Source organism: Streptomyces sp. NPDC028635, from assembly GCF_040637635.1.
GTDB lineage: Bacteria > Actinomycetota > Actinomycetes > Streptomycetales > Streptomycetaceae > Streptomyces.
In genome coordinates this window covers 178,324-203,976 of record NZ_JBEZWX010000005.1, presented here as the reverse complement: position 1 = coordinate 203,976, position 25,653 = coordinate 178,324, and the positions used below count along the sequence as shown (strand labels likewise).

Below are 25,653 nucleotides of genomic sequence, written 5' to 3'. Positions count from 1 at the left end.
GGGGAGCGAGGTGATGATCGATGGCGGGCCGAGCGGCCGTACCCGAAGTGATCTGGGCGCGCCCCGAGCGCACCGGGCGCGGGCCGAAACCGGCGTACACCCGGTCCGGCATCGCCGAGGCCGCGGTGCGCGTCGCCGACGCCGAGGGGCTGGACGCGGTGTCGATGCGGCGGGTGGCCGCCGAACTGGGCTGCGGCACCATGTCGCTGTACAACTACGTCCCCCGTAAGGAGGACCTGTACGAGCTGATGGTGGACGCGGTCAGCGCCGAGCACGAGATGTGGGAGCCGAGCGGCGACTGGCGCGCCGACATGCTCCGGGTCGCCCACCAGACCCGCGCGCTGATGCACCGCCACCCGTGGGTGCCGCGCCTGATGTCCCCGGTCTACGGCTTCAGCCCGAACGCCCTGCGCTACCTGGAGCACTGCCTGGCCTGCCTGGACCCGCTGCGGGCGTCCTACGGCACCAAGATGGAGCTCATCGCCATGATCAACGGCGTGGTGACGACGTACACGGCGAACGAACTGGCCACCGCCGAGCGCACCCGCGCCCTGCCCTGGTCCCCGGAGGAGGAGACCGCCGTGCGGATCGCCTACCTGGGCGCCCAGGTGGCGAGCGGCCTGTACCCGCGGATGGCGGCGGCGTTCACGGAGGACACCGGCCCGATCGACCTGGAGGCGGTGTTCGAGCGGGCGCTGGGACGCGTGCTGGACGCGTTCGATCCCCGTACCTAGCTAGAGCAGCGCGAACTGGCCCTCCGGGCCCTCCTCCTGGTGGTCCAGGACGGAGGCCGGGCGGCGTGCCGACGCGGGCACCGGCAGCACGCCCGCGGCGCGCAGGGCGGAAGCGGTGACGGGGGAGGAGATCTCCCACCCGGTCTGCCGGGAGCGGACGTCGGCCAGGAGGGCGAGCACGGTGATCAGCTCCAGCAGCTCCGACGTCCACGCCTGCGGCCACGTCGCCGGCCGGATGGCGGTCAGGGTGCCGGGCTCGCCCTCCGCGATCCGCGCCGCGCACCACTGCTCCAGCACCCGGACGCCGTCCACCTCGTAGTCCCAGGCCGCCGCCGGTACCGGCGCGACACGGCCGTCCTCCAGGTGAAGGGCCTCCTCCTCGCGGTCGTAGTGCACCGTGAGCGGGCGGGACGGCAGCGGCGCGCGGACGTAGGGGCGGCGGCCGCCGGGCAGCTTCGGCCGCTCGCCGTCGCGCCGCATCAGCCACAGCGCCCGCCGGCCCAGCTCCACCCCGCGCGTCCACAGCCCGGGATCCCCGGTGAGCGGCACTCCGAGGTCGGGGCGGACGGCCGTGAGCGCCCAGGCCAGGACGTCCTCGGCGGTCACCGGCAGGCCGAGGAGACCGGCGAGATGGGTGGTCAGGCCGGGAGCGAGATTGGGTTCCGTGCCGCCCGGGCGGCGGTACAGCGGACGCACCCGGGCGCCGCGCAGCAGCGGGAAGCACGACGTGGCCAGCAGCGTGTCCGGCAGCTCGACCACGAACACCTGCCGCTCGTCCGCCACCCGCCACAGCTCCGGCCGGGCCGCGTCGATCAGCCGGTGGTCGGGGATCAGCCACTGCTCGTCGAACGGCGCGAGCAGTGCCCGCACCGGCTCCGGGCACGGACCCGACGCCCGCGCGAGTCTCTCCGTACCCGCCCGTTGCCCGGGCAGCTGCGCGACCGCGGAGTGCAGGGTGCGCGCCCGCGTCGGCTCGAACAGCACTTCCCGGTCCGGGGCCCCGGCCTTCAGCAGGGCGTCCCAGCGGGCCTTCAGGGACGCGGCGTCGGGACCCGCCGGCCAGCCGCGGCCGAGCCGCGGCGGTGCGACGGACCACGGCATGAGGTCCGCCAGCAACGGAACGTCGTCGTACGTCACGCCCGGCATCGTACGACGCGCTCAGTGGGCGTCGAGGGTGACCGTGAAGGAGAAGCGGTCGCCGCGGTAGTGGATGACCGCCACGTCCAGCACCCGCCCCTGCTGGTCGTAGGTGACGCCGGTGTAGTGCAGGATCGGGCTCAGCAGCGGCACTTGGAGCAGCCGCGAGGTGTCCGGGTCCGCCAGCCGGGCCTCCACGGTGTCCGTGATCCGGCTGATGTCCACCCCCACCACGTCCCGCAGCACCTTCGTCATCGGCCAGCGGGTCAGGTCCTCGGGATCGATACGGGCGGCCAGTTCGGGCCGCACCCAGTTGCGGGCGTGGTTGGTCGGCTCACCGGTCTTCTCGTCGCTGCGCAGCCGGTGGTACGTCGCCGCCTCGGCCAGCTCCGGGAAGAAGCCCGCGAGTTCGGCCGGGACGGGACCGCTGCCGTGCTCCAGCAGCTCGGTCACCATGCCGGACTGCTGGGCCACGATCGCGTCCACCGAGCCCAGCAGCCGCACCGGGGCGCCCCGCCGTGCGGCGGGCTCGATGAACGTTCCGCGCCGCCGGTGCCGGGTGATCAGCCCCTCCTCCTCCAGCTCCTTCAGCGCCTGCCGCATGGTCAGCACGCTCACGCCGTAGTGTCCGGCCAGCTGCTCCTCGGTGGGCAGGCGCAGCGGGTCCTGCGGCGAGCGGCCGAGTATCGACGCGCGCAGCGACTGCGACACCTGGTACCACAGCGGCAGCTTGCGGTTCAGGACGATCGAATCCGGGGCGAAGGAGGTCACGGGGCCATCCGTACCGGTCGGGGCGGGGTCACTGCAACCAGATCACGAAGGTGTGCGGAAGTGACGCTCGAGGCCCTGCCAGACGTCGTCGTAGCGCTGCTGGAGGTGGTCCGCGCGCGCCGCGTGCGGCGTGAGCGTCACCGGCCAGCGGGTCTCGAACATGAACGCCAGCCCGTCGTCGAGCTTGTGCGGCTTCAGCTCGGCGCTGCTGGCCCTGTCGAACGTGTCCCGGTCCGGACCGTGCGCCGACATCATGTTGTGCAGCGATCCGCCGCCCGGCACGAAGCCTTCCGCCTTGGCGTCGTAGGCCCCCTCGATCAGGCCCATGTACTCGCTCATCACGTTCCGGTGGAAGTACGGCGGCCGGAAGGTGTCCTCGCCGACCAGCCAGCGCGGCGCGAAGACGACGAAGTCGACCCCGGCCAGCCCGGGGGTGTCGCTCGGCGAGGTCAGCACCGTGAAGATCGACGGGTCCGGGTGGTCGTAGGAGATCGTCCCGATCACATTGAAACGGCGCAGGTCGTAGACGTACGGCACGAGGTTGCCGTGCCAGGCGACGACGTCCAGCGGCGAGTGGTCGTACTCCGCGTGCCACAGGTTGCCGCAGAACTTGCTGACCACCTCCACCGGCCCCTCGACGTCCTCGTACGCGGCGACCGGCGCCTGGAAGTCCCGGGCGTTGGCCAGGCCGTTGGCGCCGATCGGGCCGAGGTCGGGCAGGCGGAAGGGCGCGCCGTAGTTCTCGCAGACGTACCCCCGGGCGCTGTCGTCGAGGAGCTCCACACGGAAGCGCACCCCGCGCGGGATCAGCGCCACATGACCGGGCTCGGCGTGCAGCAGGCCGAACTCCGTGTGCAGCAGCAGCCCGCCGCGCTCGGGGACGATCAGCAGCTCGCCGTCCGCGTCGCTGAACACGCGGTCCATGGAGGTGTTGGCGTGGTACAGGTGCACGGCCATGCCGGTGCGCTGGGTGGCGTCACCGTTGCCGCCGAGCGTCCACAGGCCGGCCAGGAAGTCCGTCTCGGGCCCGGGCTCGGGCAGCGGGTTCCAGCGCAGCCGGTTCGGATCGGGCGCGGTCTGGGTGAAGGGGGCCGTGCGCAGTGCGCCGTTGCCGGTGCGGGTGAACGCCGGGTGGGCGGCCGAGGGGTGGATGCGGTACAGCCACGAGCGGCGGTTGTGTGCCCTCGGCTCGGTGAACGCCGTCCCGCTCAGCTGCTCCGCGTACAGCCCGAGGGGGGCGCGCTGCGGTGAGTTGCGGCCGACGGGCAGCGCGCCGGGGACGGCCTCCGAGCTGTGCTCGTTGCCGAATCCCGACAGGTAGGTCAGCCCCTCGGCTCTCTTGCGCGCGTCCCCGCTCATGCACATCGCTCCCTTGCGCTGCTCTTGTGCGCCGCTGTTGCGTCGTCGGAACCACGATGGCCGCGGTACGGCGACCGGATTCCTATGGAACACCGTAGGATTGCGGTTTCGCGGGCGCAAGGGGGATACCGGCCCTACTGGAGGACTACGGCCGGAACCCGACCTCAGGGGGATCCGGCGGCCCGGACGGCTGTTCTACGCTCCGGACATGGCGTGGAGGCATGGGCTTCTCGGCGCGCTCGTGGTCGCTGTGCTGGTGTTTCTCGCATCGGCGGGCTGCGGCTCGGGCGAGGCGGGAGGACGGGAGAAACAGGGCACGGGGGACACCGCGCACCCGGTGGGCAAGGTCCTCGACGACACGGACGAGGAGGGGCGGCACTATCGGGAGATCGGCGCGAAACACGCGCCCGAGGTGGACGTCGTGGTGCAGCCGCACACCGGTGGCACCTGGGACGTACGGCTGATCCTGCGCCGCTTCCGCCTCTCGCCGGCCGGTGGCCGGGCCGAGGCGGTGGCCGGGCGCGGTACGGCGCGCCTGTCGGTGGACGGCCACCGCGTCGCGGACCTGCGCACACCGGCGTACCGGCTGCCCGCCCACCTGGTCCCGCACGGCCTGCACCACGTCACGGTGCGCCTGTACGCCGACGACGGCACGGTCTGGGCGGTCGACGGCAAGGCGGTGCAGAGCACGGCGGACATCACGGCGTCGGCTCAAGCCGCGGGCTCCACCCCGCGGCGCCCGGACGTGGCGGTGACGGCGGGCGACGGAGCGCGGGGCGCCCGCGCCGCGCGAACCGGCGACAGCGCTCGGCGCCGAGGGGCGCGGGACGACGGCCTGCGGCATCGCGCGGCAGGAGGCGCCGGCCGGCGGGCTGCGGCGGCGGGACGCCACGGGGTGCGGCGACCCGCGGTGAGCGGTCGGGGCTCTTCCGCGCGTACCGGGGGGCGAGGTTCACCGGACCCCGGCGGAAAGGCATCATGATGCCCGTGCCCGACGCGACATCCCTTCGCCGCGCGCCCGTGCAGCGGCGCAGTGCCGAACGGCTGACCAGGATCCTCGACGCGTGCGCCGACCTGCTCGACGAGGTCGGCTACGACGCCCTGAGCACCCGTGCGGTCGCGCTGCGGGCCGGCGTGCCCATCGGCTCGGTCTACCGCTTCTTCGGCAACAAGCGGCAGATGGCCGACGCGCTCGCCCAGCGCAACCTCGACCGCTACACCGAGCGCGCCGTCGAGCGGCTCAAGGGGGTGGCCCAGGGCGACTGGCGCGCGGCGATGGACGCGGTGCTGGACGAGTACCTGGCCATGAAGCGCACGGCGCCCGGCTTCTCCCTCGTCGACTTCGGCAACCAGATACCCATCGGCGCCGCGCACACCGAGCCCAACCTGCGGGTCGCCGGCCGCCTGACCGACCTCCTGGCGGGCTTCCTGAACCGCGAACCGGACGAGGCACTGCGCCGCACGTTCCTGGTCGCCGTGGAGACGGCCGACACCCTGGTCCAGCTGGCGTTCCGCATGACCCCCCAGGGCGACGAGGCCATCATCGCCGAAACCCGCGAACTGCTGCGGGCCTATCTGGGCCGAGTCCTGGACTGACCGGCCCACCCCGCCACCTCCGGCCGGAACCTGAGCCGGATGGCGGCTGTCACCCGCGTACGGCGGGAAGGGGCCGGGGCGGGGGGTGTCCGCCCGCAGCGTCCGGCACCGGCACAGGGCGCCCTCGTCGGGAACGGCCGGCCGGACCGAGGACGGACACCCCCCGCCCCGGTCCCGACCCACCACGCACCGTTGGCGCGACAGCAACCGACCACGCACCGCGACGGGCCGCCGCAGGCAAAAAAGGGGCGCGGGGAACGGCGCGACCAGCCACAATGCAACCCGCACAGGCGCCACAGGCAACGGCGACCAGCCACAGCGCAACCCGCAGACGACAACGCACCCGGCGCCGCAGGCAACGGCGACCAGCCACAGCGCAACCCTCAGCCGACAACGCGCCCCGCGCTACAGGCACCCCCAGACGAACACCGCCCCCGCCGCAGCCCTCCCCTTTGCCCATACCGGTCGGTATGCTCACCCACGTCCGTGCGCCCCCGTGGCGCCGCGCCGCACCCCCGGGAGGACCCGTGCCCCGCACCGCCCTGCGAATCTGCCCCCTGTGCGAGGCCACCTGCGGGCTGACCCTGACCATCGAGGGCACCCGGGTCACCGGCGCCCGCGGCGACCGCGACGACGTGTTCAGCAAGGGCTTCGTCTGCCCCAAGGGCGCCTCCTTCGGGGCCGTCGACTCCGACCCCGACCGGCTGCGCGCCCCGCTGGTGCGCCGCGACGGCGAGCTGCGCGAAGCCACCTGGGAGGAGGCCTTCGACGCGGTCGCCGAGGGCCTGCGTCCCGTGGCCGAGCGGCACGGACCGCACTCCGTCGGCGTCGTCCTCGGCAACCCCAACGTGCACACCATGGCCGGTGGCCTCTACCCGCCGGTCCTGATCGGCGCCCTCGGCACCCGCAGCCTGTTCACCGCCTCCACCGTCGACCAGATGCCCAAGCACGTCTCCAGCGGGCTCCTCTACGGCGACGCCAACCTGATCCCCGTCCCCGACCTGGACCGCACCGACCACCTCCTGATCCTCGGCGCCAACCCGCTGGAGTCCAACGGCAGTCTGTGCACCGCCCCCGACTTCCCCGGCAAGCTGAAGGCGCTCAAGGCCCGCGGCGGGACCCTCACGGTGATCGACCCGCGCCGCACCCGCACCGCCCGGCTCGCCGACCGGTACCTCGCCATCCGCCCCGGCACCGACGCGTTGCTCCTCGCGGCGATGACCCACGTCCTCTTCGAGGAAGGGCTCGTGCGGCTCGGCGAACTGACCGCGCACGTCCAGGGCGTCGAGGAACTCGCGGCAGCGCTGCGCGACTTCACCCCGGACGCCGTGGCCGCCGCCTGTGACATCGACGCCGGCGTCATCCGCACCCTGGCCCGCGAACTGGCCGCGGCGGAGTCCGCCGCCGTGTACGGCCGCATCGGCAGCTGCACCGTCCCGTTCGGCACGCTGGGCAGCTGGCTCGTCGACGTCCTCACGATCCTCACCGGCAACCTCGACCGCCCCGGCGGCGCCCTCTTCCCGCAGGCCGCCACCGACAAGGCCCCCCGCCCCGCCGGTCCCGGGCACGGCTTCCACCTGGGCCGCTGGCACTCCCGCGTGAGCAAGCACCCCGAAGCCAAGGGCGAGTTGCCGCTGTCCGCGCTCGCCGAGGAGATCGACACCGCGACCGAGGACGGCGTACCCGTGCGCGCGCTGATCGCGATCGCCGCCAACCCCGTGCTGTCCGCCCCCGACGGAGACCGCCTCGACAAGGCGCTCGCCTCGCTGGACTTCATGGTCAGCGTCGACCCGTACCTCAACGAGACCTCGCGCCACGCCGATGTGGTCCTGCCGCCGCCCCCGCCCGCGCAGAGCCCGCACCACGACTTCGCCTTCAACACCCTCGCCGTGCGCAACCAGGTCCGCTACACCCGCCCCGCCGTCCCGCTGGAGGCGGACCGGATGGCGGAGACGGAGATCCTCGCCCGGCTGATCCTGGCCGCCACCGGCCTGCACGGCACCGATCCGTCAGCCGTCGACACGACGGTGATCGAGCAGACACTGAAGAAGGCCGTCCGCGACCCGCACTCGCCCGTGCACGGCCGCGACCCCGGGGAACTGGCAGCACAGCTCACCGGCGACAACGGCCCCGAGCGCCGGCTCGATGCGATGCTGCGCCTAGGCCCCTACGGCGACGGCTTCGGCGCCCGGCCCGACGGGCTGACGCTGGAGAAGCTGCTCGCACACCCCCACGGCATCGACCTAGGCCCGCTGCGACCCCGTCTGCCGCAGCCGCTGAAGACGGTCAGCGGCAAGGTCGAGCTGCTGCCCGAGCCGATCGCCGGTGACCTGCCCCGGCTGCGGGCGGGCCTGCGCGAGCGCCAGGACGGGCTGGTCCTGGTCGGGCGGCGCCATCTGCGCTCCAACAACAGCTGGATGCACAACATCCCGGCCCTCACCGGCGGTTCCAACCGCTGCACCCTGCACCTGAACCCGGCCGACGCCGAGCGGCTCGGCATCCGCGACGGAGCCCTGGTGCGCGTCAAGGGCGCCGGGGGAGAGGTCACCGCCCCCGCCGAGGTCACCGACGCGGTCCGCACCGGCGTCGTCAGCCTGCCCCACGGCTGGGGCCACGACCGCCCCGGCACCCGGCTCAGCCACGCCGTCACCGACCCCGGAGCCAACGTCAACCAGCTCCTCGACGGCAGCCTGCTCGACCCGCTGTCCGGCAACGCGGTCCTCAACGGCGTGCCCGTCGAGGTGTCCGCGGTGGCCGAAGAGCTCACCCAGCTGACCTGAGCAAAGCTGTGACCTGGAGTTTTGCGCTTATTGCTCGCACGTCAACGTCTTGTTAACGCCGTTTGACGCGACCTAACGTCGTCCGCACCGCCGGCCCCAGGTGGGATGTTCAAGGGCGAACGTTAGGTATCCACTCATGCTGACCATCCTCGGCTTCGCCATGATCGCGACCTTCCTGGTCCTGATCATGCTGAAGAAGATGTCGCCGATCGCGGCGCTCGTGCTCATACCGGCACTCTTCTGTGTCTTCGTGGGCAAGGGCGCCGAGCTCGGCGACTACGTCATCGACGGAGTCACCGGCCTCGCCCCCACCGCGGCGATGCTGATGTTCGCGATCGTCTACTTCGGTGTGATGATCGACGTCGGGCTCTTCGACCCGATCGTGCGCGGGATTCTCAAGTTCTGCAAAGCCGACCCGCTGCGGATCGTCGTGGGCACCGCCGTGCTCGCCGCGATCGTGTCGCTGGACGGCGACGGCTCGACCACCTTCATGATCACCGTCTCGGCGATGTACCCGCTGTACAAGCGCCTGAAGATGAGCCTGGTCGTGATGACCGGCGTGGCCGCCATGGCCAACGGCGTGATGAACACGCTGCCGTGGGGCGGCCCCACCGCCCGTGCCGCGACCGCGCTGAAGCTCGACGCGAGCGACATCTTCGTACCGATGATCCCGGCCCTCGCCGTGGGCCTGCTGTTCGTGTTCGCCCTCGCCTACGTCCTCGGCCGCCGTGAGCGCAAGCGGCTCGGTGTGCTGACGCTGGACGAGGTGCTGGTGGAGGAGCCCGCCGAGCAGGAGGCCGTGCTCGTGGGCGCCGGCTCCGGCACCGGCGCCCAGCGCGTGACCGGCGGCTCCGGCGGCGGCGCGGACCTCCCCGAGGAGACCGGGGACGACGGCTTCCAGGGACTGGACCCGCACCGCGCCACCCTGCGCCCCAAGCTGTACTGGTTCAACGCGCTGCTCACGGTCGGTCTGCTCACCGCCATGATCATGGAGTGGCTGCCGATCCCGGTGCTGTTCCTGCTCGGCGCCGCGCTCGCGCTGACCGTCAACTTCCCGCACATGCCGGACCAGAAGGCGCGGATCGCCGCGCACGCCGAGAACGTCCTCAACGTCTCCGGCATGGTCTTCGCCGCCGCCGTCTTCACCGGCGTGCTCCAGGGCACCGGCATGGTCGACCACATGGCCAAGTGGCTGGTGCACAACATCCCCGCCGGCATGGGCCCGCACATGGCCCTCGTCACCGGCCTGCTGAGCGTCCCGCTGACCTATTTCATGTCCAACGACGGCTTCTACTTCGGCATCCTGCCGGTGCTCGCCGAGGCGGGACAGGCGCACGGCGTCTCCGCGGTGGAGGTCGCCCGCGCCTCGATCATCGGCCAGCCGCTGCACATGTCCAGCCCGCTCGTCCCGGCCGTCTACGTCCTGGTCGGCATGGCCAAGGTCGAGTTCGGCGACCACACCCGGTTCGTCGTCAAATGGGCCGCGCTGACCTCGCTGGTGGTGCTCGGCTCGGCCGTCCTCTTCGGCATCGTCTGACCACTCCCGGAGGGAGAACCCATGGCGCCCGGTGGGAAACGCGGCTGGCTGCTCCGCCTCGTCATCGCCTTCGGCTTCGCGCAGGGGGCCGTGTCGATGGCCCGGCCCGCCGTCTCCTACCGGGCCCTCGCGCTGGGCGCCGACGAGCGGGCGGTCGGCGTCATCGCCGGTGTGTACGCGCTGCTGCCGCTCTTCGCCGCCGTACCGCTCGGCCGGCGCACCGACCACGGCCGGTGCGCGCCGCTGCTGCCGGCCGGCGTCGCCCTGATCGCCGGCGGCTGCGCGCTCAGCGGGCTCGCCGGGTCACTGTGGGCGATGGCGGTGTGGAGCGGGGTGATGGGCCTCGGCCACCTGTGCTTCGTCATCGGCGCCCAGTCGCTCGTCGCCCGCCGGTCGGCCCCGCACGAACAGGACCGCAACTTCGGCCACTTCACCATCGGCGCCTCCCTCGGCCAGCTCGTCGGCCCGATCGCGGCGGGCGCCCTGATCGGCGGCGCGGACCGGGCCGGCAGCAGCGCCCTGGCCCTGCTCGTCGCGGGCGGCGGCGCCGCGGCCGCGTTCACGTCGCTGTGGCGCATCGAGCACCGGCGTACGGCGTCCTCGTCCCGTCCCGATCGGGGGGAGCCGGTGCCGGTGCGGCGCATCCTGCGCGCGCGGGGCGTTCCGGCGGGCATCCTCGTCAGCCTCGCGGTGCTGTCCGCGACCGACGTCCTCACCGCCTACCTTCCGGTGGTCGGCGAGCACCGCGGCATCGCGCCGAGCGTCGTCGGCCTCCTGCTCTCGCTGCGCGCGGCGGCCACCATCGCCTGCCGTCTGGTGCTCACGCCGCTGCTGCGGCTGCTCGGCCGCACGCTGCTGCTGACGCTGACGTGTCTGTCGGCGGGCGCGCTGTGCGCCGGGATCGCGCTGCCGCTGCCCGTGTGGGCCCTCGGCGCGATGCTCGTCGTCCTCGGGTTCTGCCTCGGAGTGGGGCAGCCGCTGTCCATGACGACCGTCGTGCAGGCGGCACCCGAGGAGGCGCGCTCCACCGCGCTCGCCCTGCGGCTGACGGGCAACCGTCTGGGCCAGGTGGCCGCGCCCGCGGCGGCGGGCCTGGTCGCCGGCGTCGCCGGGGTGGCGGCGCCGTTCGTGATGCTCGGGGCGCTGCTGCTGGTGTCGGCGGGCGTCGCGCTGCGGGCGCCGTCCGGCGGGGCCGGGGCCGACGGGGGCCGGGAAGCGGCGCGGAGGGCGCGCGGGCGGCCGGGGCTGCGCCGCACGAGCGATATCTGACGACGCGCCGGGCGCGGTGCCGTGACCCGTAGGGTCCGTGTCGCAGAGTCCAGGGCGAAAGAGCGATTTGTATGAAAATCGTCCTGACTCGGAGGAACCGTATGCCCACCCTGACACTTCCACGTCCCTTCGGCTCCCGTGCCGGCGCCGCCGTCCTCCTCACCGCCCTCGCGGCGTCCGGTGCGTCCTGGGTCGTTGCGCCGGCCGCGGTGGCTCAGGGCGAGAACGGCGACATCCGGATCCACAACGAGCACGTGCCCTACGGCGTCTCCAAGGAAGACTCCGTGGTCTGCAAGTTCTACCTGGACGCGGTCAACTTCGACCGGCTGCCCACCGTCGCCTACACCATCGAGGCGCAGCCCCCGCTGCCCACGGCGGCCACCACCCAGGGCACCGTCCCGCTGGCCGGGGGCGCCGGTCACACCGACGTGCTCGGGCTGGCCGACGGTCAGTACAAGCTCACCTGGATCATCGCCGGGACGCCCAAGGAGAAGATCTTCCGCGTCAAGTGCCCCGAGAAGGACAACCGGGCGCACGCGCCCGGCCAGATCGAGGACCACGAGCAGCGCGGTGACGCGGCCTGGGGCGGTCACGACGAGAACGGGCCGCGCGGTGGCGTGCACGCGGGCGGCGGCGGCCTCGTCGACACCGCGGCCGCCTACACGCCGGTGACCGCGGCGGCGGGCGTCGGTGTGGTCGCCATCGGTGCCGCCGTGTACTTCCGGATGATGCGCCGGCGCACCCATGGTGCCGCCTAGGCGCAGACGCAGGCCCTGGTACCGGACCCGCGCCTACCGCCTCACCAGGACGGCCGTGCTGACGGTCGTCCTGGTCACGGCGGGGGTCCGGTGCTCGGGACACGGCCACCCGGCCGCGCCGGTGCGGGCGGGCGCACCGGGCGCGGCGGCGGTCGCCGGCGCACCGGACGCGGGCCGGGAGGGCGCCGGGACGCCCACGCCCCGCAGCTCTCCTCCGGTGGTCCGTCCCCGGCCCGGTCCCAAGGTGGCCCGCGTCCGGGCCCGCCCCACGCCCCCGACCGGCCCGCTGCCCAGGTCCCGGCCCACCACGTTCCGCGTCCCGTCGCTCGGGATCGACGCCCCGGTGACCGGACTGCGGCTGAACGGCGACCGGGAGCTGGAGACGCCCCCGGTCGACCGGCCCAAGCTGGTCGGCTGGTACCAGGGCGGCGCCACGCCCGGTGAGCCGGGCACCGCGATCGCCGTCGGGCACCGCGACACCACCAAGGGCCCCGCCGTCTTCGCCGGGCTCGCCCTGGTCAAGCCCGGCAAGACCATCGAGGTGCGGCGCGCGGACGGCCGCACCGCGGTCTACACCGTGGACCGGGTGCGGGTGTTCGACAAGTCCGGCTTCCCGGACAAGGAGGTGTACGGCCCGTCCCGGCGCCCGGAGCTGCGCGTGATCACGTGCGGCGGCCTGTTCAGCCGGCGCACCGGATACACCAGCAACGTGGTCGTCTTCGCCCACCTGACCGGCGTCAAGTGACCTGCGGTGGCGGCGCCCCCGCCGCACCGCGGGCCGGCCGGCGCCGGCCCCCGGGGACCTGAATGCTCCCGTCCGCTTTCTCATCTGGCGGACGGGAGCGCGTGATGCCGCCCGGTGTCTTCCCTCGGCCGAGTGCGTTCCGTTAACTTCCGTGACTCACACGCCCCGTGCATCCGGACGGGGCGTCCGACCGCGGAGCACCAGCGCCCCCGTCAGGCCCCAGGGACGACACCATGACACGCGCCATCTCCCTGCACGACATCAGCAAGGTCTACGCCAAAGGCGCCCGTGTGGTGGACCGGCTCACGCTGGACATCGCGCCCGGCGAGTTCCTCGTCCTGCTCGGCCCCTCCGGATGCGGCAAGTCGACCGTACTGCGCATGATCGCCGGTCTGGAGGAGATCACCGAGGGCACGCTGCTGCTCGACGGCGAGTGGGCCAACGACCTGCCGCCGTCCGCCCGCGACATCGCGATGGTGTTCCAGAACTTCGCCCTGTACCCGAGCATGACCAGCCGCGACAACATCGGCTTCCCGCTGCGCATCGAGGCCCCGGGCACCGACCCGGGGCCCCGGGTGGACGCCACCGCACGGATGCTCGGCATCGAGGAACTCCTCGACCGCTTCCCCGCCCAGCTCTCCGGCGGCGAACGGCAGCGCGTCGCGATGGGCCGGGCCATCGCCCGGCACCCGTCGGCGTTCCTGATGGACGAACCGCTGTCCAACCTCGACGCCAAGCTCCGCAACCACCTGCGCGCCGAGATCTCCACCCTCACCCGCGAACTGGGCGTCACCACGGTGTACGTCACCCACGACCAGGGCGAGGCCATGTCCCTCGGCGACCGGGTCGCCGTCCTGCGCGGCGGCGTGCTCCAGCAGGTCGGCACCCCGCGCGAGGTGTACGCCCTGCCGCGCAACGTCTTCGTCGCCGCGTTCATCGGCACCCCGCGCATCAACCTGCTGCGCGGCCTGGTGCGCGCCCCGCTCGACGGCGCGATGACCATCAGCCTGGGCAAGCAGTTCCTGCGCCTGCCCGAACCGCTCTCCCTGGACCACCAGTTGCTCCGCGTCCAGCAGGGCCGCGAGGTCATCGTGGGCCTGCGCTCGGAGGCCGTCCGTGTCGCCCAGCACAGCGCGGCCCGCCCCGGCGAGGTGGCGCTCACCGGGCTCGTCGAGCACGTCGAGTTCCAGGGCCACGAGAGCCTGGTCCACTTCAACACGGGGTCCCGCCCCGCCGTCGTACCGGAGCTCGAGGCCCCGCGCCCGGTGACGCGCCCGGCGCGCCGGCGCCGGCGTGACGGGTCCGTCCTGGAACGGCTGCGCGAGCGGGCCGGGGCGCTGCGGGCCGGCCCGGTCGTGGTCCTGGACCGCCCCGCCGAGCCCGGGGCCGACCCCGCGCCGACCGCCCGCGTCCCTGGCGACCTGGTCGTCCGCACCACCCCCGACCTGCGGCTGCGCCACGGTATGCAGGTCCCGCTCCTGGTCGACCTGGCCCACCTCTTCGTCTTCGACCACCACGGCGAACGCATCTGCCCGTCCCCGTCCCACCTCCCGGACCTGGACGAGTAGCGACCCGCCCCGTGGCTCCTCCCGCGCCCTCGCCCACCGCGACGGACCCCCGCAGGCGGACAAGGGGCGCGGGGAACGGCGCGACCCGCCCCGACGCGCCCGTGCCCGGCCACGCACCCGGCGCCGGGGCGCTCCCCGCGACGTGATGTCATGAGGCGGCGTCTGGCGCAGTAAAACTATCGCCGCTAGTTTGTGTGCCGGACGACAGCCCCCGCCCGGAGGAGCACCATGAAGGCACACGACGGCATGTACCTCGACGGCGCCTGGCGCCCCGCCACGGGCGAGGGCGTGATCGAGGTGGTCGACCCGGCCGACGAGCAGGTCATCGCCCAGGTCCCGGCCGGCGACGCCGCGGACGTGGACAACGCCGTACGAGCGGCCCGCGCCGCCCTGCCGGCCTGGGCCGCCACAGCGCCCGCCGAGCGCGCCGCACGCCTGGCCGCCCTGCGGGACGCGCTCGCCGCGCGCAAGGACGAGATCGCCGAGACGGTCACCGCCGAACTCGGTTCCCCGCTGCCGTTCTCGCAGAACGTGCACGCGGCCGTCCCGATCGCCGTCGCCGGCTCCTACGCGGAGCTGGCCGCGACGTACCCCTTCGAGGAGAAGGCCGGCAACTCCACCGTGTACCACGAGCCGATCGGCGTCGTCGGCGCGATCACACCGTGGAACTACCCGCTGCACCAGATCGTCGCCAAGGTCGCCCCGGCCCTCGCCGCCGGCTGCACGGTCGTGCTGAAGCCGGCCGAGGACACGCCGCTGACCGCTCGGCTCTTCGCCGAGGCGGTGCACGAGGCGGGCGTCCCGGCCGGTGTGTTCAACCTCGTCACGGGCCTCGGCCCGGTCGCCGGCCAGGCCCTCGCCGAGCACCCCGGCGTCGACATGGTGTCCTTCACCGGCTCCACCGCCGTCGGCCGCCGTATCGGCGCGCTGGCCGGTGCCGCGATCAAGAAGGTCGCCCTGGAGCTCGGCGGCAAGTCCGCCAACGTGATCCTGCCCTCCGCCGACCTCGCCAAGGCGGTCAACGTGGGCGTGGCCAACGTGATGTCCAACTCCGGGCAGACGTGCAGCGCCTGGACGCGCATGCTGGTCCACCGCGACCGGTATGACGAGGCCGTCGCCCTCGCCGCGGCGGCCGCCGCCAAGTACGGCGACCGCATCGGCCCGGTCGTCAACGCCAAGCAGCAGGAGCGGGTGCTCGGCTACATCGAGAAGGGCATCGCCGAGGGCGCCCGCCTCGTCGCCGGCGGTCCCGAAGCCCCGCGCGAGCGCGGCTACTTCGTCAGCCCGACGGTCTTCGCCGACGTCACCCCCGAGATGACGATCGCGCAGGAGGAGATCTTCGGGCCGGTCCTGTCGATCCTGCGCTACGACGACGAGGACGACGCCCTGCGCATCGCCAACGGCACGGTCTACGGCCTGGCCGGCGCGGTGTGGGCGGGCGACGAGGCGGAGGCCGTGGCCTTCGCACGCCGCATGGACACCGGCCAGGTCGACATCAACGGCGGCCGCTTCAACCCGCTCGCCCCCTTCGGCGGCTACAAGCAGTCCGGCGTCGGCCGCGAGCTGGGCGCCCACGGCCTGACCGAGTACCTCCAGACCAAGTCCCTGCAGTTCTAGGAGAGTTCACGTGGTTCGCGCTGCCGTCCTGCCCGCTGTGGGCGCCCCGCTGGAGATCACGGAGATCCAGCTGCCCGATCCCGGGCCCGGCCAGGTCCGGGTCCGTCTCGCCGCCGCCGGTGTCTGCCACTCCGACCTGTCGCTGTCCAACGGCACCATGCGGGTCCCGGTGCCCGCCGTGCTCGGCCACGAGGGCGCCGGCACGGTCGTCGCCGTCGGTGAGGGCGTCACGCATGTGGCGCCCGGCGACGGAGTCGTCCTCAACTGGGCTCCGGCCTGCGGACACTGCCCCGCGTGCGCTCGCGGAGAGGTGTGGCTGTGCGCCAACGCCCTCAACGGCGCCGCGGACGTCCACGCCCGTACGGCCGACGGCACCGAGCTGCACCCCGGCCTCAACGTCGCCGCCTTCGCCGAGGAGACCGTGGTCGCCGCTCCCTGTGTGCTGCCGCTGCCGGCCGGTGTCCCGCTCGCCGACGCGGCCCTGCTCGGCTGCGCGGTCCTCACCGGCTACGGCGCCGTCCACCACTCCGCGCGGGTGCGGCAGGGCGAGAGCGTCGCCGTGTTCGGCGTCGGGGGAGTGGGGCTGGCCACCCTCCAGTCCGCAAGGATCGCCGGGGCGTCGACGATCGTCGCCGTGGACGTCTCCCCCGAGAAGGAGGAGCTGGCCCGCGCCGCGGGCGCCACGCACTACGTCGTCGCCTCCGAGGACACCAGCCGCGAGATCCGCGCCCTCACCGGCAAGCAGGGCGTCGACGTGGCCGTGGAGTGCGTGGGGCGCGCCGTGTCGATCCGGGCCGCCTGGGACTCCACCCGGCGCGGCGGGCGCACCACGGTGGTCGGCATCGGCGGCAAGGACCAGCAGGTCACGTTCAACGCGCTGGAGATCTTCCACTGGGGCCGCACCCTGTCCGGCTGCGTCTACGGCAACTGCGACCCCGCCGCCGACCTGCCGGTGCTGGCCGAGCACGTGCGGGCCGGCCGCCTGGACCTGTCCGCGTTGGTGACCGAACGCATCGCGCTGGACGGCATCCCGGCGGCCTTCGAGAACATGCTCGCGGGCAAGGGCGGCCGCGCCCTGGTGGTCTTCTAGCGCCGCCCGCGCGCCGGTCGTCCGCCGGCGCCGACACCCCGTCCCCGGCCGTGAGCGGCGGCCGGGGGCGTCGGCGTGCCCGTGGCCGGAACGAGTGCCACGTACAGGTAAAAGTCGGGGTGCGCGACCCGTTGACGGCCATACCGTCCGGTCAGTACGGTCCCGGGAACTCGAGCCGCCCCCCGTTCCGTCCCCCGCACCCACCGGAGTGTGCACGCATGGACACGGCACCTTCCGCTCAGCCGCTCACGACCACCGCACCGCCCGCCGGCAACCGCCGCCGTGTCGCCACCGCCGCGGCCCTCGCCTCGGCGGTCGAGTGGTACGACTACTTCGTCTTCGGCATCGCCGCGGCCCTCGTGCTCGGCGATCTCTACTTCCCCGCCGGCAGCTCCTCCGCCGGCGTCCTCGCCTCCTTCGCCACCTTCGCCGTCGGCTTCCTCGCCCGCCCCCTCGGCGGCATCGTCGCCGGGCACCTGGGCGACAAGCGGGGCCGCAAGCCCATGCTGGTCCTCGCACTCACCCTGATGGGCCTGGCCACGACCGGCATCGGCCTGCTCCCGACGTACGACACCATCGGCGTCGCCGCCCCGGTCCTGCTGGTCGTCCTGCGCGTCGTGCAGGGCGTCGCCGTGGGCGCGCAGTGGGGCGGCGCCATGCTGCTGGCCACCGAGTACGCCCCCGCGGGCAAGCGGGGGATCTACGGCAGCGTCGTCCAACTCGGCGTCCCGATCGGCGTGGTGACCGCCAACACCGTCTTCCTGCTGGCCGGAGCCTTCACGACCGACGCGGCCTTCGCGTCCTGGGCCTGGCGCGTGCCGTTCCTGGCCGGCCTGCTCGTGCTGGTCCTCGCCTGGTACATCCACACCCGCGTCGAGGAGACTCCCGAGTTCAAGCGGGCCGAACACGCGCTCGCGCAGCGGGAGAAGACCGACGCGGCATCACCGCTGCGCACGATCCTGCGCCACCACCTCGGCACGGTCCTGCTGGCCGGCGGCTCCTTCGCCGTGAACACCGCGACGTTCTACATCCTCATCACCGGCGTCCTCGACTACACGACCCGCGAACTGCACATGAACCGCGGCGCCGTGCTCACCGTCTCGCTGTGCGTCAGCCTCACCCAGCTGGCGCTGATCCCCGCCTCCGCCGCGCTGTCCGACCGGGTCGGCCGCATCCGGATCTACGCCCTCGGCGCCGCCGGCATCGCCCTGTGGGCGGTCCCGCTGTTCCTGCTCATCGACACCGGCTCGCTGCTGTGGCTCGCCGTCGGCTCCTTCGTCGCCAGCTGCTTCCTCAGCATCATGTACGGCCCGCAGGCCGCCCTGTTCGCCGAGCTGTTCACGCCGGAGATGCGCTACACCGGCGCCTCCCTCGGCTACCAGATCGCCGCGGTGGCCGGCGGTGGCCTGGCGCCGTTCCTGATGGTGCTGCTGCTGGAGGCGACCGGCACCTCGATGTCCGTCGCCGGCTACATCATCGGCCTGTCGGTCATCGCCCTGCTGTCCATCAAGGTGCTCGCCTCCCGCGCGCGTTCACGCTGACTCGCGGGCCTTCTCGGGTCGTGACGACCCCGCCGCCACGACCCGGGCGGCCCGCGACCGGGAGCGGGACACCGCCACGCCGGCCAGGCACAGCACACCGCCCGCCAGCGTGAGCAGCCCCGGCACCTCACCCAGCGCCAGCCACGACATCCCCACCACCAGCGCGGGCACCGCGTACGTCGTCGCGCCCATCCGGCTCGCCGTCGTCCGGGCCAGCGCGTACGCCCACGTCGTGAAGGCCAGCGCGGTCGGGAAGACACCCAGGTAGACCATGTTGAGCGTGGCCGGCACCGGGGCGCCGGCCACCTCGTGCACCAGCTGCCCGGCGAACGGCAGGCACGCCACCGCACCGATCAGACAACCGAAGGTGGTCGCCTGCAGCGGGGTCGCCGTCCCCAGCGCCGGCTTCTGCGCGACGACACCGCCCGCGTAGGCGATCGCGGCCAGCAGGCACAACACGACACCGAGGGCCGAGGCGCCGCCCTCGCCGGACATCGACAGGCCCACCGTCACCGCGCCCGCGAACGACACCGCCATCCCCGCCAGCAACCGCGGCGGCATCGGATCGCCGAGCAGCCGGGAGCCGAGCAGCGCCATCAGGATCGGGCCGATGTTGACCACCAGGGCGGCCGTACCGGCGTCCACCTGCTGCTCGCCCCAGTTCAGGACGACCATGTAGAAACCGAACCAGAGCACCCCGGAGACCGCGATGCCGGGCCAGGCCGCCCGCGGCGGCCACCCCTCCCGCCGTATCAGGCAGATCAGGCCGAGCGTCAGCGCCCCCGACAGCAGACGCCCGAGCGCCAGCGCTCCGGGGGAGTACGCGGCGCCCGCACTGCGGATGGAGACGAAGGCGGAGGCCCACAGCACGACGCTCACCGTGGCCGCGGCCGCGGCGAGCAGTTCGGGGCGGCGGGGCGAGGAGGTGCTCATCATGCTCCCGAGACTAGGGGACGGAAGGTCAGGAGTCTCGCGCTTTTCGGACCTGACAGCGGGGGTGGACCGCAGGGACGGTCAGTGCAGCGTGGCGGGCTCGATGCCGAGCAGTTCCGACAGCGCGCGTTCGCCGCTCGCCGTCACCTTCACCGCACGCTCGGAACCGATCCGCACACACCAGCCGGCGTCCAGGGCGTGCCGGCACAGCGCGGCGCCCGCGACCCCGGCCAGGTGCGGCCGGCGTTCGGTCCAGTCCAGGCAGGCCCGGGCGAGCGGGCGGCGGGCGGAGCGCCGCAGACCGATGCCGGCGCTCTCGAACCAGGCCACCCCCGCGTCCGTGAGCGCGAACCCGGTGTCCTGGCGCAGCAGTCCGCGCGCGGTGAGCGCGTCCGTGACCGCGATGCCGAGCCGTCCGGCGAGATGGTCGTAGCAGGTGCGCCCGCGGGCCATGGCCGACCCGGCACTCGCCGCGCGCAGCGACCGCGGCCGTACGAGGGCGTCCTGCGCGACCTGCGCCGCCAGGTCCTCCACGAGCTGGGCGACCCGGGCGTCGGCGAGCCGGACGTACCGGTGGCGGCCCTGGCGTTCCTCGGTGAGCAGGCCGCCGGCGACGAGTTTGCCGAGGTGCTCGCTGAGCGTGGAGGCGGCGACACCGGCGTGCCGGGCCAGCTCGCCCGCGGTCCACGCCCGTCCGTCGAGCAGGGCGAGCAGGCAGGCGGCCCGGGTCTCGTCGGCGATCAGCGCGGCCAGCCGGGCCAGGGCCGGGGCCTGGGGATCCCGGGTGGTTGCGCGGTCCCTGGTGGTCATGCGCTCCAGCATGCGGCACCGACGCTTCGGCTCCCACCGAAGTATCGCGACCGGCGGGACACCCCCTAGGGCAGCAGCGCGTACTGCTGGGCCAGCCCGTCCAGCAGGGCCGTCAGGCCGGTCTCGAAGGCCCGTTGGTCGATCTTCTCCTGCTGCTCGGCGAGGAGGTGGGCCTGGCCCAGGTGCGGGTAGTCGGCGGGGTCGTAGGCGCTCGGGTCCTCGACGAAGCCCGCGGCGAACGAGCCGAGCGCGGAGCCCATGATGAAGTACCGCATCAAGGCGCCGATGCTGGTCGCCTGGGCCGGTGGCCAGCCCGCGTCGACCATCGCGCCGTAGACCGCGTCGGCCAGTCGCAGGCCCGCAGGCCGGCGGCCGGGGCCGCGGGCCAGGACCGGGACGATGTTCGGGTGGTCGCGCAGGGCGGCCCGGTAGGAGACGGCCCAGTCGTGCAGCGCGGTCCGCCAGTCCCGGCCGTCCTCGAACATCGCCAGGTCGACCTGGGCGCTCACCGAGTCCGCGACCGCCTCGAGGATCTCGTCCTTGGTGCGGAAGTGGTTGTACAGCGACGGTCCGCTCACGCCCAGTTCGGCCGCCAGGCGCCGGGTGGAGACGGCCGCGAGGCCCTCGGTGTCGACGAGTTCCCGCGCCGTCCGAACGATGCGGTCGGTGCTCAGCAGGGGCTTGCGCGGTCGGGCCATGGCGCACATAGTAGGGCTGCGCATCGAAACTAGCAGTGCTAATTTAAATGTGCAGCTTTCAAGGTCCTTAGTCTGTGGGGTGGTCGCGTGGTGAACCTGGAGCTGAGCGAGGAGCAGGTGGCCGTCCGCCGGCTCGCCCGGGACTTCGTGGAGCGGGAGATCGCCCCTCACGTCGTCGTCTGGGACCGCGCCGAGGAGGTCGACCGGGCGATCGTGAAGAAGCTCGGCGAGGTCGGCTTCCTGGGCCTGACGATCGACGAGGAGTACGGCGGCTCCGGCGGCGACCACCTCACGTACTGCCTGGTCACCGAGGAGCTGGGGCGCGGGGATTCCTCCGTGCGCGGCATCGTCTCCGTCTCCCTGGGGCTGGTCGCCAAGACGATCGCGGCCTGGGGGAGCGAGGAGCAGAAGCGGCGGTGGCTGCCCGGAGTGACCGCCGGCGAGCTGGTCGGCTGCTTCGGCCTCACCGAGCCCGGTACCGGCTCCGACGCGGGCAGCCTCGCCACCCGGGCGGTGCGCGACGGCGACGACTACGTCCTCGACGGCACCAAGATGTTCATCACCAACGGCACCTGGGCCGACGTCGTGCTGCTCTTCGCGCGCTCCACCGACGCCCCCGGCCACCAGGGCGTGACCGCCTTCCTCGTACCCACCGACACGCCCGGCCTGACCCGCCGCACCATCCACGGCAAGCTCGGTCTGCGCGGCCAGGCCACGGCCGAGCTGGTCCTGGAAGGCGTGCGGGTGCCCGCCTCGGCCATGCTCGGCGAGGAGGGGAAGGGCTTCAAGGTCGCGATGTCCGCGCTGGCCAAGGGGCGGATGTCGGTGGCGGCCGGCTGCGTCGGCATCGCCCAGGCCGCGCTGGACGTCGCCGTGCGCTACGCCGGTGAGCGCGAGCAGTTCGGCAAGACCATCGCCCACCACCAGCTGGTGCAGGAGCTGATCAGCGACATCGCCGTCGACGTCGACGCGGCCCGGCTGCTGACCTGGCGCGTCGCCGGCCTGATCGACCGCGGGCAGCCGTTCGCCGTCGAGTCCTCCAAGGCCAAGCTGTTCGCCTCCGAGGCCGCCGTCCGCGCCGCCAACAACGCCCTGCAGGTCTTCGGCGGATACGGCTACATCGACGAGTACCCCGCGGGCAAGCTGCTGCGCGACGCCCGGGTGATGACCCTCTACGAGGGCACCAGCCAGATCCAGAAGCTGGTGATCGGGCGGGCGCTGACCGGTGTGTCGGCGTTCTGAGACGCTTTTGAGTACGTCCTGAGTATCCCGGCGGATGTGGCGGGCGCCACGTCCGCCGAGGCTTGTCCCCATGAGTGACACACCGGTCAAGCAGCAGAGCACGGCCGCCTTCCACGGTCAGGCCGTGGCCTCCTTCGCCGTGGCCATGGCGGCCACCGCCATCGGCATCGTCCGGCTCCAGGCCGACGCCTGGGTGCGCGGCTTCCTCGCCATCGCCGTCCTGTACCTCGTCACCTCCGCCTTCACCCTCGCCAAGGTGATCCGCGACCGGCAGGAGGCCGGGCAGATCCACAGTCGTGTCGACCAGGCCCGGCTGGAGAAGCTGCTCGCCGAGCACGACCCGTTCGAGAAGCTCTGACCATGGCGCCGCGCGACCGGCTGCTCTAAGCGGCCGCTCAGCTTCGGCGGTATGGTGGTGTCCCTGTCACCGGAAGGGGCGAACAGCAGATGAGTACGGCGGAGGAGACGGCCGGCGGCGAGAACGAGCCGTGGGACGAGGTCACCCCTGAGGCGGCCCGGCGATTGCTGGTCGCCGCCGTGGAGGCCTTCGCCGAGCGGGGCTACCACGCGACGACCACCCGCGACATCGCGGGCCGCGCCGGGATGAGCCCGGCCGCGCTCTACATCCACTACAAGACCAAGGAGGAGCTCCTCCACCGCATCAGCCGCATCGGTCACGACCGCGCGCTGAGCATCCTGCGCACGGCGGCCCGCGGAGAGGGCACCGCCACCGAGCGGCTGGCCGAGGGCGTCAGCTCCTTCGTCCGCTGGCACGCGGGCCGGCGCACCACGGCGCGGGTCGTGCAGTACGAACTGGACGCGCTCGGCCCCGAGGCCCGGGCCGAGATCCTCGCGCTGCGCCGCCAGGTCGACGCCGAGGTCCGGGGCATCATCGAAGAGGGCGTCGCGAGCGGCGAGTTCGACGTCCTCGACGTGCACGGCACCACCCTGGCGGTGCTCTCCCTCTGCATCGACGTCGCCCGCTGGTTCAACGTGGACGGGCCCCGCACGCCGGAGGAGGTCGGCGCGCTCTACGCCGACCTCGTGCTCCGGATGGTGGGGGCCAAGTGAGGCCCCGGACCTACCCGCGGTACCGGGGGCCCCGGGCCTACACGTAGTACCGGGACACCGACTCGGCGACGCACACCGGCTTGTCGCCGCCCTCGCGCTCGACGGTGAAGGCGACGCTCACCTGCACCCCGCCCGGCACGTCCTCGACGCCCGTGATCGTCGCCGTGGCGCGCAGCCGGGAGCCGACCGGGACGGGGGCGGGGAAGCGGACCTTGTTGGTGCCGTAGTTGACACCCATCTTCACGCCCTCGACCGCGATCAGCTGGGGGCCGAACAGCGGCAGCAGCGACAGCGTGAGGTAGCCGTGCGCGATGGTCGTCCCGAACGGGCCGGACGCGGCCTTCTCCGGGTCGACGTGAATCCACTGGTGGTCGCCGGTGGCGTCCGCGAACAGGTCGATCCGCTTCTGGTCGACCTCCAGCCAGTCGGTGTACCCCAGCTGTTCGCCCACCGCCGCCTTCAGCTCGTCGGTGGACGTGAAGATCCTCGGCTCTGCCATGGTCCCGGCCTCTCGCGTCGCCTGTCGGGGAATCGACCCCATATCTCTAAGCAACTGCTTAGCATGGTCGCGCGGGCGGCCGCTGTCAACGACAGCCGGGCCGCCCGCCGCGGTCGGTAGGCTTCGAGGAGTGCCACAGATTCCCGAGAAGATCCACGAGCTGACCGTCGGGCAGCTGTCCGCCCGCAGCGGCGCCGCCGTCTCCGCCCTGCACTTCTACGAGGCCAAGGGGCTGATCAGCAGCCGCCGCACTTCGGGCAACCAGCGCCGCTACACCCGTGACACCCTGCGCCGGGTCGCCTTCATCCGCGCCGCGCAGCGCGTCGGCATCCCGCTGGCCACGATCCGCGACGCCCTCGCCCAGCTCCCCGAGGAGCGCACCCCGACCCGTGAGGACTGGGCGCGGCTCTCGGAGACCTGGCGTACGGAACTGGACGAGCGCATCAAGCAGCTCAACCGGCTGCGCGACCACCTCACCGACTGCATCGGCTGCGGCTGCCTGTCCCTGGAGAACTGCGTGCTGTCCAACCCCGACGACGTGTTCGGCGAGCGACTGACCGGATCCCGCCTGATGGCGGAGCCGAAGCGCTGAAGCCCCTACTCGAACTCGGTGCCGCCCTTGCGGGTCAGGTACGCCGGGCTCACCGCCTTGGCGATCGCCCGGCCCCCGGTCACCGGGCTGTACCGCTCGCGGGCGGGCCGTACGACCACGCCCTCCCGCAGGTGCAGCCCCTTCCCGGAGACGGTCTCCCGTCCACTGGCCCACTCCAGCACCCGCTCGATGGCGAACGGCCCCTCGTACAGCCGTGGGACCAGCGGCAGCTCCCCGTCGAGCAGCCCGGCCGGGTCCAGCCACCGCACCGCCCCGTCGATCTCCGCGGACACGTCGAACACGGCGTACCCGAGCGCCTGGTCGCGCCGCCCGTCGGCCCCGTACGACAGGTCCTGGACGCCCTCGCCGTAGACCTCGCCGAAGATCCCGACCCGGCGCGCCCCGAGCCGCCGCGCGAGCCGGGCCGCCGCCTCGGCGACCCCGTGCGCCCGCACCGCCCGCCAGTACAGGTTGCGCGCGTCCTCCTTCAGGGCCAGCGACTTGGCACCGAACCCCTTGGAGGACACGTACACCCGCTCCTCGTCGGCCACATGGGTCACCAGGCACGCGGTCCCGTGCAGCTTCTCGGTGAGCACCACCGGCTCGCCCGGCGCGAAGACGTCCGGATACCGCTGGATGTTCTCGATGTCGACCCACGGCAGCAGCTCGGGCGCGGACTCCACCTCGCCGTTCATCGTCGGCGGCACCGGCGGCACCCACTTGGTGATGCCGAGCAGCTCAGCGAAGTCCGTGCCGTCCTTCGCGGCCCGCGCCAGGTCGACCCCGGCCAGGGCCTTCGGCCGGCACACGATGCCCTGCGACAGCTCGCCGCGCAGCCGCACCGCCTTGACCCGGTTCGCCGCGCCGCCCGCCAGCCGCCCGGTCAGCCCCAGCTCCTCGACCAGCCCGGCGGGCAGCACGGCCTGCTCGGGGATGTACACGGCGGCCTCTCCCGTGCGGTACGCGCCCTTGGCGACGACCGCGCGGTACAGCCCCACCTGGGCCAGCTCCAGCGCGTCGGCGTCGGGATGCGGGTGAACGGTCAGCACCTCAGCAGTGACGCGAAGCGTCGACATCCGTAACTCCCAGCTCGATCAGCGGTGTTCATCACCTCCGACTCTCCACGAGCGAAACCACTGGATCGAACGAATTACCACCTGCTAGCGTCCGGCGCCGAGGGTCCGCCCGCCGCAGGCGTTTCAGGGGCGCGGGGAACTGCGAGCAACCGCCCGCACACCCGCACGGGTCGCCGCAGGCGTTCAAGGGGCGCGGGGAGCTGCGCGACCAGCCACGACGAACCCGCGCA

The 25,653-nt window shown here is 73.2% G+C and carries 24 protein-coding genes; 16 read left to right on the top strand and 8 right to left on the bottom strand.

Annotated elements, in window-relative coordinates; genetic code table 11:
* Positions 1-20 precede the first annotated feature (20 nt).
* Positions 21-734, top strand: a complete 714-nt coding sequence (locus AB0E88_RS08095) for a TetR/AcrR family transcriptional regulator (RefSeq protein WP_361625699.1) — start codon at positions 21-23, stop codon at positions 732-734.
* On the opposite strand, the gene AB0E88_RS08090 is transcribed toward AB0E88_RS08095, so the two are convergent.
* The 3 genes from AB0E88_RS08090 to hmgA are packed head-to-tail and all read right to left on the bottom strand — an operon-like array spanning position 735 to position 4,001.
* Positions 735-1,880, bottom strand: a complete 1,146-nt coding sequence (locus AB0E88_RS08090; RefSeq protein WP_361625696.1) for a type ISP restriction/modification enzyme — start codon at positions 1,878-1,880, stop codon at positions 735-737.
* A gap of 12 nt (positions 1,881-1,892) precedes the next feature.
* Entirely contained in the window at positions 1,893-2,642 is a 750-nt protein-coding gene (locus AB0E88_RS08085) for a GntR family transcriptional regulator (RefSeq protein ID WP_361625693.1), read from the bottom strand.
* 42 nt (positions 2,643-2,684) lie between these two features.
* A complete protein-coding gene (gene hmgA / locus AB0E88_RS08080; protein ID WP_361625690.1) occupies positions 2,685-4,001 on the bottom strand; it encodes a homogentisate 1,2-dioxygenase in 1,317 nt (438 codons plus the stop codon).
* A 208-nt stretch (positions 4,002-4,209) separates the two neighbouring features.
* Here hmgA and AB0E88_RS08075 point away from each other — a divergent pair, with 208 nt between their 5' ends.
* The 11 genes from AB0E88_RS08075 (at position 4,210) to AB0E88_RS08025 (ending at position 18,502) form a co-directional block, all read left to right on the top strand.
* Entirely contained in the window at positions 4,210-4,983 is a 774-nt protein-coding gene (locus AB0E88_RS08075; RefSeq protein WP_361625687.1) for a nuclear transport factor 2 family protein, read from the top strand.
* The gene (locus AB0E88_RS08070; protein ID WP_361625684.1) at positions 4,980-5,597 is read left to right on the top strand and encodes a TetR/AcrR family transcriptional regulator; all 618 of its coding nucleotides are present in this window, start codon (positions 4,980-4,982) and stop codon (positions 5,595-5,597) included. The genes AB0E88_RS08075 and AB0E88_RS08070 overlap by 4 nt, the downstream gene beginning before the upstream one ends.
* Positions 5,598-6,124: 527 nt before the next feature.
* Positions 6,125-8,377, top strand: coding sequence for a molybdopterin oxidoreductase family protein (locus AB0E88_RS08065; protein ID WP_361625681.1), 2,253 nt, complete (start codon positions 6,125-6,127; stop codon positions 8,375-8,377).
* Between the two features lie 136 nt (positions 8,378-8,513).
* Complete coding sequence (locus tag AB0E88_RS08060) at positions 8,514-9,914, top strand: CitMHS family transporter (protein ID WP_361625678.1); 1,401 nt, start codon at positions 8,514-8,516, stop codon at positions 9,912-9,914.
* 21 nt (positions 9,915-9,935) lie between these two features.
* Positions 9,936-11,183: an MFS transporter gene (locus AB0E88_RS08055; RefSeq protein ID WP_361625675.1), complete on the top strand. Its 1,248-nt coding sequence runs from the start codon at positions 9,936-9,938 to the stop codon at positions 11,181-11,183.
* A gap of 101 nt (positions 11,184-11,284) precedes the next feature.
* Entirely contained in the window at positions 11,285-11,941 is a 657-nt protein-coding gene (locus AB0E88_RS08050; protein ID WP_361625672.1) for a hypothetical protein, read from the top strand.
* Positions 11,928-12,686, top strand: a complete 759-nt coding sequence (locus tag AB0E88_RS08045; RefSeq protein WP_361625669.1) for a class F sortase — start codon at positions 11,928-11,930, stop codon at positions 12,684-12,686. The genes AB0E88_RS08050 and AB0E88_RS08045 overlap by 14 nt, the downstream gene beginning before the upstream one ends.
* Positions 12,687-12,919: 233 nt before the next feature.
* On the top strand, positions 12,920-14,254 hold the full coding sequence (locus AB0E88_RS08040) for an ABC transporter ATP-binding protein (RefSeq protein ID WP_361625666.1): 1,335 nt from the start codon (positions 12,920-12,922) through the stop codon (positions 14,252-14,254).
* Positions 14,255-14,482: 228 nt separating this feature from the next.
* On the top strand, positions 14,483-15,871 hold the full coding sequence (locus tag AB0E88_RS08035) for an aldehyde dehydrogenase family protein (protein ID WP_361625663.1): 1,389 nt from the start codon (positions 14,483-14,485) through the stop codon (positions 15,869-15,871).
* Positions 15,872-15,881: 10 nt separating this feature from the next.
* Entirely contained in the window at positions 15,882-16,961 is a 1,080-nt protein-coding gene (locus AB0E88_RS08030) for a Zn-dependent alcohol dehydrogenase (protein ID WP_361625660.1), read from the top strand.
* Between the two features lie 218 nt (positions 16,962-17,179).
* The gene (locus AB0E88_RS08025; protein WP_361625657.1) at positions 17,180-18,502 is read left to right on the top strand and encodes an MFS transporter; all 1,323 of its coding nucleotides are present in this window, start codon (positions 17,180-17,182) and stop codon (positions 18,500-18,502) included.
* Here AB0E88_RS08025 and AB0E88_RS08020 read toward each other — a convergent pair.
* The 3 genes from AB0E88_RS08020 to AB0E88_RS08010 all read right to left on the bottom strand — a co-directional run bounded on the left by AB0E88_RS08020 (position 18,494) and on the right by AB0E88_RS08010 (position 20,943).
* Positions 18,494-19,438 carry a DMT family transporter gene (locus AB0E88_RS08020; RefSeq protein WP_361625654.1) on the bottom strand — a complete coding sequence of 315 codons (945 nt, stop codon included), beginning with the start codon at positions 19,436-19,438 and terminating at the stop codon, positions 18,494-18,496. The two genes, AB0E88_RS08025 and AB0E88_RS08020, sit on opposite strands and share 9 nt — an antisense overlap.
* A gap of 78 nt (positions 19,439-19,516) precedes the next feature.
* Complete coding sequence (locus AB0E88_RS08015) at positions 19,517-20,245, bottom strand: winged helix-turn-helix domain-containing protein (RefSeq protein ID WP_361625651.1); 729 nt, start codon at positions 20,243-20,245, stop codon at positions 19,517-19,519.
* 65 nt (positions 20,246-20,310) lie between these two features.
* On the bottom strand, positions 20,311-20,943 hold the full coding sequence (locus AB0E88_RS08010) for a TetR/AcrR family transcriptional regulator (protein WP_361625648.1): 633 nt from the start codon (positions 20,941-20,943) through the stop codon (positions 20,311-20,313).
* Positions 20,944-21,033: 90 nt separating this feature from the next.
* On the opposite strand from AB0E88_RS08010, the gene AB0E88_RS08005 reads away from it, so the two are divergent.
* The 3 genes from AB0E88_RS08005 (at position 21,034) to AB0E88_RS07995 (ending at position 23,256) form a co-directional block, all read left to right on the top strand.
* Positions 21,034-22,185, top strand: a complete 1,152-nt coding sequence (locus tag AB0E88_RS08005; RefSeq protein WP_361625959.1) for an acyl-CoA dehydrogenase family protein — start codon at positions 21,034-21,036, stop codon at positions 22,183-22,185.
* 70 nt (positions 22,186-22,255) lie between these two features.
* On the top strand, positions 22,256-22,543 hold the full coding sequence (locus AB0E88_RS08000) for a YiaA/YiaB family inner membrane protein (protein WP_361625645.1): 288 nt from the start codon (positions 22,256-22,258) through the stop codon (positions 22,541-22,543).
* An 89-nt stretch (positions 22,544-22,632) separates the two neighbouring features.
* Entirely contained in the window at positions 22,633-23,256 is a 624-nt protein-coding gene (locus AB0E88_RS07995) for a TetR/AcrR family transcriptional regulator (protein ID WP_361625642.1), read from the top strand.
* 37 nt (positions 23,257-23,293) lie between these two features.
* Here AB0E88_RS07995 and AB0E88_RS07990 read toward each other — a convergent pair whose 3' ends face one another.
* A complete protein-coding gene (locus AB0E88_RS07990; protein ID WP_361625639.1) occupies positions 23,294-23,755 on the bottom strand; it encodes a MaoC family dehydratase in 462 nt (153 codons plus the stop codon).
* Between the two features lie 130 nt (positions 23,756-23,885).
* On the opposite strand from AB0E88_RS07990, the gene soxR reads away from it, so the two are divergent.
* Positions 23,886-24,347 carry a redox-sensitive transcriptional activator SoxR gene (gene soxR, locus AB0E88_RS07985; protein ID WP_361625636.1) on the top strand — a complete coding sequence of 154 codons (462 nt, stop codon included), beginning with the start codon at positions 23,886-23,888 and terminating at the stop codon, positions 24,345-24,347.
* Between the two features lie 5 nt (positions 24,348-24,352).
* Here the strand turns inward: soxR and AB0E88_RS07980 are convergent, their stop codons facing one another.
* Positions 24,353-25,423: an RNA ligase (ATP) gene (locus AB0E88_RS07980; RefSeq protein ID WP_361625633.1), complete on the bottom strand. Its 1,071-nt coding sequence runs from the start codon at positions 25,421-25,423 to the stop codon at positions 24,353-24,355.
* Between the last annotated feature and the right edge of the window lie 230 nt (positions 25,424-25,653).

Excerpts from the sequence above, each read along its gene's own strand:
- AB0E88_RS08040 (WP_361625666.1), top strand. The coding sequence starts at position 12,920 with ATGACACGCGCCATCTCCCTGCACGACATCAGCAAGGTCTACGCCAAA.
- AB0E88_RS08015 (WP_361625651.1), bottom strand. The coding sequence starts at position 20,245 with ATGACCACCAGGGACCGCGCAACCACCCGGGATCCCCAGGCCCCGGCC.
- AB0E88_RS07980 (WP_361625633.1), bottom strand. The coding sequence starts at position 25,423 with ATGTCGACGCTTCGCGTCACTGCTGAGGTGCTGACCGTTCACCCGCAT.
- AB0E88_RS08050 (WP_361625672.1), top strand. The coding sequence starts at position 11,285 with ATGCCCACCCTGACACTTCCACGTCCCTTCGGCTCCCGTGCCGGCGCC.
- AB0E88_RS08070 (WP_361625684.1), top strand. The coding sequence starts at position 4,980 with ATGATGCCCGTGCCCGACGCGACATCCCTTCGCCGCGCGCCCGTGCAG.
- AB0E88_RS08035 (WP_361625663.1), top strand. The coding sequence starts at position 14,483 with ATGAAGGCACACGACGGCATGTACCTCGACGGCGCCTGGCGCCCCGCC.
- AB0E88_RS08060 (WP_361625678.1), top strand. The coding sequence starts at position 8,514 with ATGCTGACCATCCTCGGCTTCGCCATGATCGCGACCTTCCTGGTCCTG.
- AB0E88_RS08090 (WP_361625696.1), bottom strand. The coding sequence starts at position 1,880 with ATGCCGGGCGTGACGTACGACGACGTTCCGTTGCTGGCGGACCTCATG.
- hmgA (WP_361625690.1), bottom strand. The coding sequence starts at position 4,001 with ATGAGCGGGGACGCGCGCAAGAGAGCCGAGGGGCTGACCTACCTGTCG.
- AB0E88_RS08055 (WP_361625675.1), top strand. The coding sequence starts at position 9,936 with ATGGCGCCCGGTGGGAAACGCGGCTGGCTGCTCCGCCTCGTCATCGCC.
- AB0E88_RS08075 (WP_361625687.1), top strand. The coding sequence starts at position 4,210 with ATGGCGTGGAGGCATGGGCTTCTCGGCGCGCTCGTGGTCGCTGTGCTG.
- AB0E88_RS07990 (WP_361625639.1), bottom strand. The coding sequence starts at position 23,755 with ATGGCAGAGCCGAGGATCTTCACGTCCACCGACGAGCTGAAGGCGGCG.
- AB0E88_RS08025 (WP_361625657.1), top strand. The coding sequence starts at position 17,180 with ATGGACACGGCACCTTCCGCTCAGCCGCTCACGACCACCGCACCGCCC.
- AB0E88_RS08000 (WP_361625645.1), top strand. The coding sequence starts at position 22,256 with ATGAGTGACACACCGGTCAAGCAGCAGAGCACGGCCGCCTTCCACGGT.
- AB0E88_RS08095 (WP_361625699.1), top strand. The coding sequence starts at position 21 with ATGGCGGGCCGAGCGGCCGTACCCGAAGTGATCTGGGCGCGCCCCGAG.
- AB0E88_RS08020 (WP_361625654.1), bottom strand. The coding sequence starts at position 19,438 with ATGATGAGCACCTCCTCGCCCCGCCGCCCCGAACTGCTCGCCGCGGCC.
- AB0E88_RS08045 (WP_361625669.1), top strand. The coding sequence starts at position 11,928 with ATGGTGCCGCCTAGGCGCAGACGCAGGCCCTGGTACCGGACCCGCGCC.
- AB0E88_RS07995 (WP_361625642.1), top strand. The coding sequence starts at position 22,633 with ATGAGTACGGCGGAGGAGACGGCCGGCGGCGAGAACGAGCCGTGGGAC.
- AB0E88_RS08010 (WP_361625648.1), bottom strand. The coding sequence starts at position 20,943 with ATGGCCCGACCGCGCAAGCCCCTGCTGAGCACCGACCGCATCGTTCGG.